The sequence below is a fragment of the Streptacidiphilus anmyonensis genome (genome assembly GCF_000787855.1).
In the GTDB taxonomy this organism is placed as follows: Bacteria; Actinomycetota; Actinomycetes; order Streptomycetales; family Streptomycetaceae; genus Streptacidiphilus; species Streptacidiphilus anmyonensis.
Window position 1 is genome coordinate 24,884 of record NZ_BBPQ01000037.1, and the last position, 13,874, is coordinate 38,757.

Here is a 13,874-nt window from a genome sequence, read left to right on the forward strand (position 1 = left end):
CCCCCACGGAGCATCGGCGGCACGATTGCCACGTGCGCAGGGCCATAGCGCGGAGATCCTGGGCACTAGGTTGTCCCACGTGCGCTTCCTGGAGGAGTCCTTCGTTCTCGGGGCCTTGGCCCGTGGCCGGGCCGTCGAACAGTTCCTCGGCCCCGCGGGCGATGCCGAGATCCGCGGTGTCCGCTGGGTTGAGGTCGTTCCGAATCACGCTGGGTTCGGGGTCGTTCTTCATACGTCGGCCGACGTGGGGAGTGAGCAGTTCTGTGACCTCGTAGAGTTCCCTCCGCTCGCTCTCGGCGATGAGGAGTTCGGGCGGGAGATCGCGGAGGTCAGGGCAGCTGTAGACGCCCTCGCCATCGCGGAGGCTCGAACCGGAGCCGTTCGGGATCGCTGGGTCAACGGAGGCATTGCCCGGGACGAATACCGTGACTTCGTGCGAGCCGGCCGTCCGGATCACTGGCCCGCGGACGCAACCTGATGGATCGCGAGGCAGCCATCGCGCTGGTGCAGAAGATCATGAATGGTTGCGGCGTCAACGAGGCTGCGTGCCAGGTTCTTCTTGAGCAGCTCGACCGGGCACTGAAGTGCCCAACCGGCTACGTCGGCGGCTTGATCTTCTGGCCGGCGGGACCGGAGCCGACCGCAGCGGAAGTGGTCGATCAAGCCATGGCTTATCAACCGTTCGCGCTGTAGCACTTCCGTGGCCAACCCCGACCGTGAGCACTGACCACACCGTCCCATCGCCAGGTGTCACTGAGCCCCCAGTGCCCGTTTCATCCTTGGAGGAAGCAGTGGAAGATCCCGGGTTCCGCGTCGTGCTCGGCGAGGACGGACCCCAGGGGCTGGACGCGGTTCAAGCGGTCCGGGCGGTGACCGGCTTGAGCGCATGGCGGAGCAAGGAGCTCCTTGGCTCTGCGCCGACCACGATCCTGGAGGTGACCTGGTTCGAGCGGGCAGCGGCCGCCGCAAGGCGCCTCAACGCTGTCGGTGTGCGAGCCGAACTCTCCTGCGACTGGTGCAAGCGCGTGATGTCCCCTGAGGCCTGCCCCGTCGATCCGGGGCCGTGCTCATCGCCGTACTGGCCGAGGAGAAGCTGCCAAGCGAGCCAACCCCGACCTTGAGCGGAGATCCGGTCGAGCAATCCGGGAGTCGCCCACTACGCGTCGGCGGTGGCGGGGATCATGCCAGCCACGACCGACAACCGAGGACCCCGGTGCTGCGGCACCGGACGTGGTTCGCGCGAACGTAAGCGTTCTCGCCCTCGTGCATCAGTCGTGCGCCGCGCCTGCCAGCCGAACATTCGCGCAGGTCAGGCGGGCATGCCGATGTGCGCTGCGAAGTCCCCGACGTACAGGCCGACTCGTCCGGCTGAACCTGGCCGCCGGCGCCCGGGGACGTCACGCTCCCTCGCGTGCGCGCTTGCGGGCGCGCCACCAGGCGCGGAGGACGAGGCACACGATGGCCAGCAGCACGGCGGCGAGCAGGAAGAACTGGTAGCGGAGCGCCTGGCGGTAGAGCGGGCCGATGTTCGTGCCGGCGGTGTAGCCGAGCGTCGTCCAGGCCGCGACCCACGCTGCGGCGCCGACGGCGTTCCACAGCGTGAAACGGCGGTGCGGCATCTCGTTCGAGCCGGCCAGCAGGCCGTTGGTCTGGCGCAGGACGTCGACGAACCTGGCGAACACGACGACCCTGGCTCCACGGCGCTGGTAGAAAGCCTCGGCCTTGGCGTAGCGCTCCGGGGTGAGCCGCACGTAGCGTCCGAAGCGGGTGATCAGCCGCGTTCCCTCGCGGCGGCCGAGCACGTACGCGATCTCGGCCCCGGCGAGCGCGGCGATCCACCCGACGACGGCAACCGCGAGGACGTTCATGCGTCCGGTTCCGGCGTAGACCGCCGCGACGATCAGCAGTGTCTGCCCCGGAACCGGGATCAGCATGTTGTCGAGTGCGACGAGCAGCGCGAGTGAGGCATAGCCGTAGTGGTCCAACAGCGGCTGAAGCGAGGCCAGTGGACCCGGCAGTCCGCTGCTGTCAGTCATGCCGCTCACGTCCCGTCCCGGTGGTCCCCGTCATGGGCTGTTGTGCGCTCAGACTCGCTCGGTTGCTCCCTCACGTCCCAGGGTGCGCGCCCGACGGGTAAGGAGGCGAGCCCCGTAGGCCGCGCGGACGCCTCTGTCTCCCGTTGTCTCCCGTGGTTCAGCCGAGGTGGGGTTGGACTCCGATCCGCCGGGTCTCCTCCGTCACCTCGCCCAGCTCCGACTTCGGGACCCGGGCTCGCCACGCGTGGCGGCCTACGGGGGTGAGGCCGAGGTGAGCGGCCTGTTCCGCGTTGCCGGTGGTGAGGGCGAGGGTGGCGGTGCAGGCGGCGGTGGCGGTGGCGGAGTCAGCGGGGCTGTCCGCGTCGAGGGCGAGGATCTCGAAGGGGGCGTCGCGCCAGGTGGTCAGCAGGCGGCGGTAGAGGACGTCGTCGCACTGGCCGTCGGCGACACGGCGGGCCATGACCGTGCCGTCGTCCGCGGTGCGGTAGGCGGTGAGTTCGCCGGCGTCGGGCCCGAAGTCGGCGGGGTACGCGGCGCCCTGGTAGACCGCGGTCAGGCCGCGGTCCACGCTGCCGGCGGGTGCCGGGGAGGCGCCGCCGGGGGTCAGGCCCCGCTGCTCGGCGGCGGGAAAGGAGCGCCAGCCCGCGTGGCGGCCCGCGTAGGCGGCGAGCCCGACCTCGTAGCCCTCGCCGCCGTCCTCGGCGAGATGCCAGATCTCGGCGCCGACCGGCGCGTCGGCGAGTTCCATCCAGTACTCGGGGACGGCCGCCGGGGCGTACCTGGTGTAGCCCGTGCCGAGGAACGGCTCGGGCAGGACCAGGGTGGAGCCCAGCCGGGCCGCGCCCTCGGTCGTCCGGCCGCCGAAGGAGGCCCGGAAGAGGCCGGGCCAGCCGGCCAGGAAGCGGATCACGAACAGCCCGTCGCCCGTCGGGAAGTCCTCACCGGCCTCGGCCAGGCCGTGGACCGCGCGTGCCTGCGCCCCGGAGTCGACCCGCGCCACGTCCACCATGCGCGAGCAGAGCCCCCACATCCGGGTGGGCTCGAACAGGCCCGGCACGACCTCGTTGCCGACGTAGCGCTGCGCGAGGGCGCGGGTGATGGGCAGCTGGATGATCGTCCGCGGCGACAGGCCCGGGGTGGTGGTCATCGCTGGTGGTCTTCCTTCCACTGCGCCAGCAGGTCCGTCCGGTGCTCGGTGAGGTCGGTGACCTCGTCGAGGGGGAAGGTGCCGAGGTACGCGCTGGCTTCGATGCGGCGCAGGTGGTCCGCGATCAGCCACAGTTCCTTGCCGGCGTACCAGCCGGTGATCTGCCCCTCTCCCGAGCCGACGGCGTCGAAAGGCTGGCCCCGCCACAGGAAGGTCCATCGGGTCCGGTACCAGGCTTCGAGCTGGTCGGGCGTGGCGTAGAAGACCCTGGCAGGGGCGTTCGGGTCCGGCCGGAGGCCCGCCGGGACGGGGTCGTCCGGCTCAAGGGTGAGCGAGACCTCCAAGGAGCCGCCGTCGCCGAAGACGCCGTAGACACTCCCCTGGTAGATCGCGAAGTCCCCGGCCCGGTAGCGATTTGTCTCAGCCATCAACCCTGGTCCAGACGTTCTTGTAGTAGTACCCCACCATGACCTCCCCGCCGTCCGGCGTGATCCTCCACATCTCGGCGCGCCCGGCGAACCGCGTTCCCCTCGGGGCCAGCCATTCGGGGATGCCGCCCCCGGTGTACCCGGTCCCGGTGAAGGGATCCTCCATCACCGACCCGGTGGCCTGGTGCCCGGAGGCGATCGTGGCGACCGAGTCCGCCCGCGCCTGCGCCGAGGGGTCGGCCTTGGCGTCGCCGACCGAGCCGTAGCTGGGGACGGCGCGGTCGCCCAGGCCCTTGGGGGCCGGGAACCGCAGTTGGTAGGCCTCGGCGGCGTTCTCCGGGACCGGCGTCCAGCCCTGGCCCTTGTCGTCCAGGGCGAGGCCGTCGCGAAGTCGGGCCGGCGTGGTCAGGTCGGCGGTGTCGGTGCCGCGGGCGACGGAGTTCCCGAAGGACGTCGGATCGAACGTGTCGGGACCGAACAGGTCGCGGTCGTTGTCCAGGAAGCCGTCGGCCACCTTCTTGCCGACGACCTTGGTGACGATCTGCCCGTCCCCGATGCGGATCTGGTTGCGGACCTCGCCCACCTGACGGATCTGTTCCGGTGTCAGGTCGTCCGTGGGGCTCAGGCGCAGTCGGTCGTACTCCTCGCGGCTGAGACCGGTGCCCTCCAGCGCCTTGTCGATCTCGTCGTCGAAGTTCGGCGAGTCGCGCAGGGCGTCGCTGCCGAACCGGGGTCGGGCGAGGTCGGCGGCGGCGATGCCGTCGTCCTGGACGAGGGCCTGGGAGATCCGGGTGCCGTGGACCGGGGACTCCGGAGCCTCGCGGGCGCGGGACGGAGCGTCCGCCGCGGCCCTCGGGGACGGCAGTGGCGCGTCCCGGGGCGTCGTCGCGGGCATCGTGGAGCGGAAGTGCTCCGCGGTCCTGGCCTCGTTCTCCGCGTGGTCGGCGAGGTTCTTCGAAGCCTTCTCGACGGCGGAGTCGACGACGTGCGCGTTCCGCTCGGCGATCTTCGGCAGCGCCTCCTGGGCGTCCCGCCTGAGCGCGGCGAAGACGGCCTTCTCCTCCCCGCCGCCGGCCATCAGAAGGCGAGCCCTTCGAGGCCGGCGTGCAGGCTCTGCGCGTGGCCGCGGAAGGTCTCCGCATGGCCGCGCAGGACGTCGAGGTGGGCGCTCGCGGCCTCGTGGTCGAGCGAGAAACCGTCAACGGCGCCGCCACCCGCGGACGTCTGCGACCAGTCGAGGCCGGACACGGCCGCCTCGATCCTGGCGAACAGGGGCTTGGCCGCGGCCTCGATGATCTCGCCGGTGACGTACTGGATGATCTGCTGCTTGAGGGTCTCCAGCAGCTTCCTGCCCGCCTCGACGATCACCGGCACCGCCGCCTCGGCCAGCCCCGCGGTCGCCACCGCCGCCGCCTGGTCGGCGACGAACGCGGCGGCCATGGCCGCCAACTCCGCGAGGGCCTCCAGCTTCTGCGCGACGATCACCTCCGCGCCGAGGTCCAGCGCGTCGGCGAGGACGTGACAGCCCTCGACCAGCTCCTGGACGTGCCGTTCGGAGAGCTGCGCCCATCCCGACTGCATCCGCTGGGTGGCCGCGCCCTGGTAGGCCTGGGCGACGTGGGCGAGGGTCGCGGTCGCGTCCTGGTGCGTCTGCTGCACCGCCCGCCCGAACTCACGGACCGTCGCCGCGAACTGACGGACGTCGTCCTCGTTCAGGTACGGCCAGGGGACGCCGATCACGTTGAGGAAGGTCACGACGGGACCCGGCAGGTCGTCCACCGCCAAGGCAATCCCCCATGCTGATCACGGAACGTGGCGACACGCATCCTATCGAGGGAGGCCACGGACGGCGGACCACGGAGCGCGGCCGGCGGAGCGCGGACGGCGGAATCCCGGGTGGGGCGCGGCCGGTGTCCGGCCACGCCCCACCCGGGATCTTCGATCAGCGCCCGCCGGTCCGGCTCACGCCGCGCGGTGCGGGTCGGCGTAGGGGTTGCGGGTCGGGTCGTCGAGGGTGGGGAGGCGGCCCTCCTTGCGGGCGCGGCGGGCGTCGTCGAGCCACTCGCGGGTGAAGATCGCGGTGACGGCGGCGACGCCGGCCCGCAGGACGCGGATCTCGCTGTTGTCCGCGGCGCCGACGAGGCGGACCCGGCGGGTGGCGGGGAGCGTGGTGCCCTTCTCGGCGTCCTTGACCTTGCCGCGTCCGGTCCACTGCACGTCCCAGTGGTCGACCTCGGTCTCCTCGGGCAGCAGCAGCTTGACCGAGGCGCGGCGCAGGTCGACGTGGATCTCGAGGTCCGCGGGCAGCTCGGGCGAGCGGAGGTCGAGGACCACGGCGCCGCCGCGGGCGCGGATCTCGAAGGAGTCGGCGGTGGTCCAGTGGCCCAGCCGCTTGACGACCGTGTGGTCGACGTTGAAGCGCTCGACGTGCTTGGTCGGGGTGATCGTGTACTCGGCCATTTCGGTGGACCCTTCCGTGCGTGCGAGGACTGTGTGGTCTTTCGGTGCTTCCGTGCCGTTCCTTTCGATGGCTCTATAGTTGCAGTGAGACTAGTCCTTTGTCAACTAGTGTCGGTGGGTCTATTCCGTCGACCGCCCCTGGGCGCGGAACCCCGGGTAGCCGAGGATGCGCAGGCGCTCGGCCGGGTCGAGCGGGTACGGGACCTCCAGGCCGGTCGGGACGAACCCCAGGCGGTGGTAGAAGGACTGGGCGCGGGCGTTGGCCTCGTGGACGCCCAGCGTCAGGTGACCGACGTCGATACGGGCGCGGGCGAACCCGACGGCAGCCGTCACCAGGTCGGCCGCCGGACCGGAGCGACCCCGGTGGGCGGGGGTGACGTAGACGCTGTAGACGTGCGCGTGGTCGGGGACGTCCGGAACGGGGGCGGCCCCGGCCATGCCGAGCCACGAGCCGTCCCGGCCGACCGCGACGAACAGGGCCGTCGACGCGCCGGTCGCGGCCGCGGCGGCCTGGGCCTGCCAGGCGCCGTCCGGCAAGGCCTCGTCGGCGGCGCGGCTGGTGCTGAACGCCGTCGGCGTGTCCGTGAGCGCCTCCAGCCGCAGGGCGCGCAGCTCGCGCCACTCGCCCGCTTCGATGCGGCGGACCCGGTAGTCCGGTCGATCGGCAGGTGGTTCGGCGGGTCGACGGGCAGGTGTCGGCTCGGTCATGAGTCGATCTTCGCCCACGCGTCGCGGGCCCGGCCGGGCCGACCGGGCAGCGCCGGGACGGCCCGGGCCGGGAGCGTCGGGGCGGGCCGACCAGGCCGTGCCTTGCCGGGCCGACGGGGTAGCGTCGGACGCATGACGTCCTCTCTCGCCCGCGCGCTGTGGCTGCGGACCGAACCCCTGCACGCCGTCGTCTACTTCGACCCCGAGTGCCGGGCCCTCGGCCGGGCGATGGGTCTCAAGGGCTTCTGGATGGGCTACTTCGCCATGCGGGTCGGCCCGCTGGGCGCGGTCGGCCCGGCGGTCGCCGGATCGGTGCTCGGGGCGTTCGCGCCGCGCACCGTCGAACGGTCGCTGCCGGCGGCGTGGGAGGTGGTGACCCCGGAGCGGGCGCTGGACGAGCGGGCGCGGGGCGCAGCCGCCGCGCTGCGGCGTGCGGTTCCCGGGATCGACCTGCTGGCAGAGGAGTTGACGGCGCCGATGGCGCTCATGGTCGCGGACGCGCCCACCCTGGCCCGGCCGCTGTTCGCCGCCAACCAGCCGCTGGCCGAGCGGATCGCCGACCCGGTGCAGCGCCTGTGGCAACTGACCACCGGCCTCCGGGAGTTCCGCGGCGACGCGCACCTCGCCGCGCTCGCCGACCGCGAGCTGGACGGCGTGGAGTCGCTGGTGCTCGCCGCCGCGACGGGCCGGGTGCCGGCGGAGACGATGCGCACGGACCGGGGCTGGACCGAGGACGAGTGGGCCGCGGCCGCCGAACGACTGCGCGGACGCGGGCTGGTGGACGGCGAAGCCCAGGCCACGGCCCGGGGAAGGGAGTTGCGGCAGGCCGTCGAGGACGCGACGGACCGGCTGGCCGCGCGCCTGATCCGTCCGGTCGGGGCGGAGGCGACGCAACGGCTGCTCGACCGGCTCGCCGAGCCGGTGGCCCTGCTGCGCGCCGCCGGGATCCCGCCGCAGGCGAACCCGATCGGCCTGCCGCCCAGGCAGGGCTGACCCGCACACCCCGAAGACGCCGGGCCTCGTTCGCTCTTGACTTCTCCACCTCCCGGGGCGAGATTCCAGTTCCCGCCGCCGCGTGACCGGGCCGAGCACACCTCCGTTGATCCGGGCGGCGCGTCCGCGCCATGGGTCAGCTCAGCCGGGTTCCGTCGACGATCGGTGGTGGTCGAGTCATGCCTGAAAGGGTTCGTACCGGAAGCAGCAGAGGCACCGTCAGAAGCACCGCAAGGGGCCTGTCGAGGCGTCAGTTCATGTCGCGGGCGGCGGTGACGGCCGGTGCGCTGGCCGCGCCGACGCTGCTCACTGCGGCTGCGGCGACGCCCGCGAGAGCGCTGAGCAGCGGCGACCACATGCCGGTGCTGGTGATCGGAACGGGATACGGCGGCGCCGTCACCGCGCTGCGGCTGACGCAGGCCGGGATCCCGGTCGCGATGGTGGAGATGGGCCGGAGCTGGACCACGCCCGGCAGCGACGGGAAGATCTTCTGCAACATGCTGAACCCGGACGGGCGCGCCTACTGGCTGCGCACCCAGACGGACCAGCCGGTCAGCTACTTCCTCGGGGCGCCGTACAACAAGTCCATCCCCAGCTACACCGGCGTGCTGGACTCCGAGCACTTCGCCAACACCCGTGTGTACCAGGGGCGCGGGGTGGGCGGTGGCTCGCTCGTCAACGGCGGCATGGCGGTGGTGCCCAAGCGCTGGTACTTCGAGGAGATCCTGCCGCAGGTCGACGCGGACGCGATGTACGACGTCTACTACCCGCGCGCGAACGCGGGGCTCGGGGCCAACAGCGTCGACCCGGGCTGGTACAACTCGGCGAGCTGCTACCAGTACGCGCGCGTCGGCTCCAGCCAGGCGGGCGACGCCGGCTTCAGCACGGTGTTCGTCCCCAACGTCTACAGCTTCCCCTACATGCAGCAGGAGTTGGCCGGGACCGTGCCGCGATCGGCGCTGGCGAGCGAGGTCATCTACGGCAACAACGACGGCAAGCAGTCCCTGGACAAGACCTACCTCGCCGCGGCCGCCGCGACCGGGCGGCTGTCGATCAGCCCGCTGCACAAGGTCACCTCCGTCTCCCCCGCCGCCGCGGGCTCCGGCTACACCGTGTCGATGGAGCAACTGGACACGGGCGGCAACGTGGTGGCGGTCAAGACGGTCACCGCGGACAAGGTCTTCTTCGGCGCCGGGAGCGTGGGCACCAGCAAGCTGCTGGTCACCATGCGCGACACCGGTCAGCTGCCGGACCTGCCCGCGGCGGTCGGCCAGGGCTGGGGCAACAACGGCAACGTGATGGTGGGCCGCGCCAACTACCTTTGGGCGCCGACCGGTTCGCTCCAGGCGTGCATGCCGGTGCGCGGCATCGACAACTGGGACGACCCGACCTACCCGTGCTTCGCGGAGATCTCCCCGTTCCCGGCCGGGACCGAGCTGTGGATCAGCCTCTATCTGGCGATCACCAAGAACCCCAACCGGGCCACGTTCACCTACAACCCCGGCACCGGCGGCGTGGATCTGAGCTGGCAGGCGTCGTGGACGCAGCCGTCGATCACGGCCGCCGCGAACGTGTTCGACCGGATCAACAAGGCCGAGGGCACGATCTACCGCACCGACCTCTTCGGGGTCTACAAGACCTGGGGCGACGACTTCGTCTACCACCCGCTCGGCGGCTGCGTGCTGGGCCAGGCCACCGACCTGTACGGGAGGCTGCACGGCTACCCCGGCCTCTACGTCACCGACGGCTCGCTGATCCCCGGCAGCACCGGGGTGAACCCCTTCGTGACGATCACCGCGCTGGCGGAGCGGAACATCGAGAACGTGATCGGAAACGACTTCGGCTGATCCTGGATGCGCCTCAGCGACGTTCGGGGAGGCCGCTGAGCAGCGCCTTGAAGCGCTCCGAGAGCCGCCGCCGGGAGGCGCGGCGCTCGGCGCGCGCCCGCTTGGCGCCGCCCTCGCGGTAGAAGCGCCTGCCCCACGGCGAGCCCGGAAAGCCGAGCCGCAGCGCGCCCCACAGCGCGAGGAACGGGAACAGCACACCGGCGACGCCCAGGAAGAACCGCCCCTTGAGGACGGAGATCACCGACAGGGCGCAGTTGATCAGGATGAAGATGACGAAGAACCAGGTCCCTTCCCCCGGCTGCCGCGAGAAGGGGTTGGAGACCAGTAGCCCCATCCCGCCGAGGGCGGCGACGCCGACGACGGTGTCGACGGACTTGCGGCCCTCGTCCGCCCAGTAGACGTCGGACAGGTGCAGCCACAGCGCGTACTCGTCCAGGGTCAGCGCCGCGCCGACGCCGAAGGCCGCGGCCACGCAGTCGCGGAAGAGGCCGTGCGGCACGGCGAGGAACACCACCACCCCGGAGATCAGCAGCAGGAAGATCCCCGGCACCAGATGGTGGACGTGGACCTCGCCGACCGCCACGTTCCCGAAGGGCCCGCGCCCGGACCGGATCAGGCGCACGATCAGGCGGGTGAGCGTGAAGGTGACCACGAAGGCCACCAGCATGAAGAGCAGGGCGGTGCGTCCGGTTCCGAAATGCAGCGGCAGTTGCATCCCTCGATCGTGACCGGACGCCCCGGCCGGGTCCGCTACGGCGCGCCGACCCCGGCGTCCTCGTCGAACCCGCCGTCCTCGTCGAACCCGCCGTCCTCGCCCTCCTCGCCGTCCTCGGCGTTCTCCGCGACCTCCTCGACCTCCTCGCGGGAGATGCCGAGCAGGTAGAGCACGGTGTCGAGGAACGGGACGTTCACCGCCGTGTGCGCGGCCTCGCGGACGACCGGCTTGGCGTTGAAGGCCACGCCGAGGCCGGCCGTGTTCAGCATGTCCAGGTCGTTGGCCCCGTCGCCGATCGCCACGGTCTGCTCCAGCGGCACGCCCGCCTCGGCGGCGAAGCGGCGGAGCATGGCGGCCTTGCCGGCCCGGTCCACGATGTCGCCGACGACGCGGCCGGTGAAGTGGCCGTCCTCGACCTCGAGGGTGTTGGCGGCGGCGAAGTCCAGGCCGAGCCGCTCGGCCAGGTCGTCGGTGACCTGGGTGAAGCCGCCGGACACGATGCCGACCTGGTAGCCGAGCCGCTTCAGCGTGCGGATCAGGGTGCGCGCGCCCGGGGTCAGCCGGACCTCGGAGCGGACCTTGTCCACGACGTTCGCGTCCAGACCGGCGAGCAGGGCGACGCGGGCTCGCAGCGACTCGGCGAAGTCCAGCTCACCGCGCATCGCGGCGGCGGTGACCTCGGCGACCTTCTCCTCGCAGCCGGCGTGGGCGGCGAAGAGCTCGATCACCTCGTCCTGGATCAGCGTCGAGTCGACGTCCATGACGACCAGCCGCTTGGCCTTGCGCTGCAGCCCGGACGCCACCACGGCCACGTCCACGCGCCGTGCGGCCGCCTCCGGCGCGAGCGCCGCCCGCAGGACCTCCGTCGGCACGCCGGACACCGCGAGCTCGACGGCGATCACCGGGTACTTCGCGAGACGGAAGACACGGTCGATGTTGCCGCCCGTCTCGGTGATGTGCGTACTGAGCGCCGCGATGGCGCCGGCGGGCAGCGGGTTGCCGAGGATCGTGACGTGGGACCGGCCCTCCCCTCGGGGGCGGTTGTCGCCCAGACCGGAGATCACCTCGGCGTCCAGGTGGCTGCTCTCGGCCCACTGGTGGACCTGGGCCCGCAGCTCGCCGTCGTTGGGCGGTGCGGTCACGAGCGCGCAGAGGACTATCCGCCCCCGGGTGACGACCTGCTCGAAGTCGACGACGTCGACGCCGTAGTCGGCGAGCGTGGCGAACAGCCCGGACGTCAGCCCGGGGCGGTCCTTGCCGAAGACCTTGACCAGAAGGGTCGGCGTGTCCGGAGCGAGGCTGGCTGCGATGGCGGCAGTCTTAGCGTTCATGGTGCTCACCAGGCTACCGAGTGCGCGCCCGCACCCGAACGCGTGTCCCGCCACCCGGACAGGTGACTGCACCGTCGCTCGACGCACTCTCCAGGGGCGCGAGGCGCGGCAGGACGGCTGCTTCGCCTCGTACGCCCCACAGGCCACGGCTCACAGGCCACGGACCACGGATCCCACCGGGGGTTCGGGCGCGCGCGGACCGGTTTCGGGCGAGGCACGGTCCGGGCACAGCCGCTCACGGCCCGGCCGGAACGGTCGGCCGGAAGGCGCGGCCGCCGGGGGGCCGGGCGGGACCCCCTAGAGTGGTCGGCGGGAAGACCGTGTCTTGAGGAGTCACTCAGTGCTGGTGCTGTTGCCGCCGTCGGAGGGCAAGGCCGCGACCGGGGAGGGAGCGCCGCTCGATCTCGGGTCGCTCGTGCTGCCGGGTCTGACCGGGGCGCGGGAGGCCGTGCTGGACGCACTGGTCGCGCTGTGCCGGGAGGACGAGGGGACCGCGCTGGAGGTGCTCGGGATCGGCGAGGGCCTGCGGGGCGAGCTCGCGCGGAACGCGGAGCTGCGGACGGCGGCCGCGCTGCCCGCGGGCGGCCTGTACACGGGCGTGCTGTACGACAACCTCGGGCTGGCCGAGCTCGCGCCGTCGGCGCGTGCCCGCGCCGAGGAGAGCATCGTGGTGTTCTCGGGCCTGTGGGGCGTCGTGCGGATCACCGACCGGATCCCGCCCTACCGCTGCTCCGGCGGGACGAAGCTGCCGAGGCTCGGCGGCCTGGCCGCGCACTGGCGCAAGCCGATGGCGGCCGCGATGCCGGAGCTCGCCGGGGACGGTCTGGTGCTGGACCTGCGTTCGTCCGCGTACGCGGCGCTGTGGAAGCCGACCGGCGAGGTGGCGTCGCGCACGGCCACCGTGCGCGTGCTGCACGAGCGGGTGGTGAACGGCGTGACCAAGCGGTCCGTGGTGAGCCACTTCAACAAGGCGACCAAGGGCCGCCTGCTGCGGCAGCTGCTGGAGTCCGGCGCGGAGCCGGGCTCGCCCGCCGAGCTGGTGGACGCGCTGCGCGACGCGAAGTTCACCGTGGAGACGCAGGCGCCCACGGCCGGGAAGCCGTGGGCGCTGGACGTGGTCGTCGCCGAGCTGTGAGGCCCGGATCACCGGGATCGCCGGGATCACCGGAGGGGACTACGCGGGGGTGCCGCCCGCGTAGTCGCTGTTGAACGCGGTCTCGATGGTGCCCGCGACGCCGCTGTCGGTCAGGATGATGCCCAGCTCGCGGTTGTTGCCCAGGGAGTTGGACGTGATGTTCATCGACCCGGCCTCGACCTTCTGGGTCGACAGGCCGTAGTCGGCGACGATCGCCTTGGCGTGGATGTAGAAGCCGGTGCTGGAGGAGTAGCCCACCACCGTGCCGCCCGCGCTCTTGATCTGGGAGACCTCGCTGGAGTAGCTGCCCGGGGTCTCCAGCACCACGCGCACCTTCACGCCCGCCTTGGCGCGGGCGGCGATGGCGTTCACGACGGCCGAGTCGCTGAACTCCTCCTCCTCGACGTCGAGGGTCTTGGTCGCGCCGTTGATGACGCTGAGCAGCCGGGTCTGCGCGTCGGTGGGCGACCAGAGCAGGTTGTCGCCGTCGCCGGGGGTGACCGAAGTGTGCGCGTAGTCCGCGTTGAAGACCTTCTCGATCGCGGCGACGTCGTTGGCGTCGTTGTCGAGGACGCCGTAGTCGCGGCTGGTCGAGTAGTACTTCGAGGTGAGGTTGCCGGTGAGGACCAGCGAGGTGGCGCCGTCGACCGTGATGGTCTTCTGGTGCGTGTAGACGTACGAGGTGGACGAGTACACGACGCCGACGCCGGCGCTCTTGAGCGCGCTGTAGGCCGAGCTGTTGGTCGAGGTCTCCTTCTCGTCGAGGATGACCCGGACGGTGACGCCGGCCTTCTTGCGGGCGATCAGGTCATTGACGGCCGTAGTGTCGCTGAGCTCGTACATCGTCATGTCGAGCGTCTTGGTGGCCGAGTTGATGAAGTTGTAGATCGTCGGCTCGCTGCTGCCGAGGTTGAAGACGAACGCCGAGTAGCTCGCGGCGTGTGCGGGGAGGGCGGTGGCGAACAGTGCGGCGCCGGCGGCGAGCGCGACGGTGGCGGTGGCGCGGCTTCTGCCCTTGCGGGACATGCGTTCTCCTAGGGAGTTGACGGAGAGCCAGTGACCTTGCCAGGAGTG

Annotated in this window: 16 protein-coding genes; 6 read left to right on the forward strand and 10 right to left on the reverse strand. The window is 71.7% G+C overall.

The annotated features are described in order from the left end of the window. Positions 1-79: 79 nt before the first annotated feature. From TR50_RS26545 to TR50_RS44635, 3 genes are all read left to right on the forward strand, one after another. Positions 80-478, forward strand: coding sequence for a hypothetical protein (locus TR50_RS26545; RefSeq protein WP_042427272.1), 399 nt, complete (start codon positions 80-82; stop codon positions 476-478). Next, a complete protein-coding gene (locus tag TR50_RS26550; RefSeq protein ID WP_042427126.1) occupies positions 478-693 on the forward strand; it encodes a hypothetical protein in 216 nt (71 codons plus the stop codon). Before TR50_RS26545 ends, TR50_RS26550 begins: the two co-directional genes overlap by 1 nt. Before the next feature lie 122 nt (positions 694-815). Continuing rightward, entirely contained in the window at positions 816-1,121 is a 306-nt protein-coding gene (locus TR50_RS44635; protein WP_084701023.1) for a hypothetical protein, read from the forward strand. Positions 1,122-1,397: 276 nt separating this feature from the next. On the opposite strand, the gene TR50_RS26555 is transcribed toward TR50_RS44635, so the two are convergent. From TR50_RS26555 to TR50_RS26585, 7 genes are all read right to left on the reverse strand, one after another. After that, on the reverse strand, positions 1,398-2,036 hold the full coding sequence (locus TR50_RS26555) for a DedA family protein (protein WP_042427129.1): 639 nt from the start codon (positions 2,034-2,036) through the stop codon (positions 1,398-1,400). 157 nt (positions 2,037-2,193) lie between these two features. Beyond that, the gene (locus tag TR50_RS26560) at positions 2,194-3,183 is read right to left on the reverse strand and encodes a hypothetical protein (RefSeq protein WP_042427132.1); all 990 of its coding nucleotides are present in this window, start codon (positions 3,181-3,183) and stop codon (positions 2,194-2,196) included. Further along, on the reverse strand, positions 3,180-3,611 hold the full coding sequence (locus TR50_RS26565; RefSeq protein ID WP_042427134.1) for a hypothetical protein: 432 nt from the start codon (positions 3,609-3,611) through the stop codon (positions 3,180-3,182). Before TR50_RS26565 ends, TR50_RS26560 begins: the two co-directional genes overlap by 4 nt. Continuing rightward, entirely contained in the window at positions 3,604-4,689 is a 1,086-nt protein-coding gene (locus tag TR50_RS26570; protein WP_042427137.1) for a hypothetical protein, read from the reverse strand. Before TR50_RS26570 ends, TR50_RS26565 begins: the two co-directional genes overlap by 8 nt. Then, the gene (locus TR50_RS26575) at positions 4,689-5,390 is read right to left on the reverse strand and encodes a WXG100-like domain-containing protein (protein ID WP_052441339.1); all 702 of its coding nucleotides are present in this window, start codon (positions 5,388-5,390) and stop codon (positions 4,689-4,691) included. The genes TR50_RS26570 and TR50_RS26575 overlap by 1 nt, the downstream gene beginning before the upstream one ends. A gap of 183 nt (positions 5,391-5,573) precedes the next feature. Then, the gene (locus tag TR50_RS26580; protein ID WP_042427142.1) at positions 5,574-6,071 is read right to left on the reverse strand and encodes a hypothetical protein; all 498 of its coding nucleotides are present in this window, start codon (positions 6,069-6,071) and stop codon (positions 5,574-5,576) included. A gap of 120 nt (positions 6,072-6,191) precedes the next feature. After that, a complete protein-coding gene (locus TR50_RS26585; protein WP_042427145.1) occupies positions 6,192-6,779 on the reverse strand; it encodes a GNAT family N-acetyltransferase in 588 nt (195 codons plus the stop codon). A 132-nt stretch (positions 6,780-6,911) separates the two neighbouring features. On the opposite strand from TR50_RS26585, the gene TR50_RS26590 reads away from it, so the two are divergent. Next, complete coding sequence (locus tag TR50_RS26590; RefSeq protein ID WP_042427148.1) at positions 6,912-7,772, forward strand: SCO6745 family protein; 861 nt, start codon at positions 6,912-6,914, stop codon at positions 7,770-7,772. Positions 7,773-8,029: 257 nt separating this feature from the next. Continuing rightward, on the forward strand, positions 8,030-9,619 hold the full coding sequence (locus TR50_RS26595) for a GMC oxidoreductase (protein WP_201776881.1): 1,590 nt from the start codon (positions 8,030-8,032) through the stop codon (positions 9,617-9,619). 13 nt (positions 9,620-9,632) lie between these two features. Here TR50_RS26595 and TR50_RS26600 read toward each other — a convergent pair whose 3' ends face one another. Then, the gene (locus TR50_RS26600; protein ID WP_042427153.1) at positions 9,633-10,334 is read right to left on the reverse strand and encodes a hypothetical protein; all 702 of its coding nucleotides are present in this window, start codon (positions 10,332-10,334) and stop codon (positions 9,633-9,635) included. Between the two features lie 35 nt (positions 10,335-10,369). Further along, complete coding sequence (gene serB, locus TR50_RS26605) at positions 10,370-11,665, reverse strand: phosphoserine phosphatase SerB (protein WP_084701015.1); 1,296 nt, start codon at positions 11,663-11,665, stop codon at positions 10,370-10,372. Between the two features lie 340 nt (positions 11,666-12,005). On the opposite strand from serB, the gene yaaA reads away from it, so the two are divergent. Continuing rightward, complete coding sequence (yaaA, locus tag TR50_RS26610; RefSeq protein WP_042427156.1) at positions 12,006-12,800, forward strand: peroxide stress protein YaaA; 795 nt, start codon at positions 12,006-12,008, stop codon at positions 12,798-12,800. A gap of 39 nt (positions 12,801-12,839) precedes the next feature. Here the strand turns inward: yaaA and TR50_RS26615 are convergent, their stop codons facing one another. Then, the gene (locus TR50_RS26615) at positions 12,840-13,826 is read right to left on the reverse strand and encodes a phospholipase D-like domain-containing protein (protein ID WP_042427159.1); all 987 of its coding nucleotides are present in this window, start codon (positions 13,824-13,826) and stop codon (positions 12,840-12,842) included. Between the last annotated feature and the right edge of the window lie 48 nt (positions 13,827-13,874).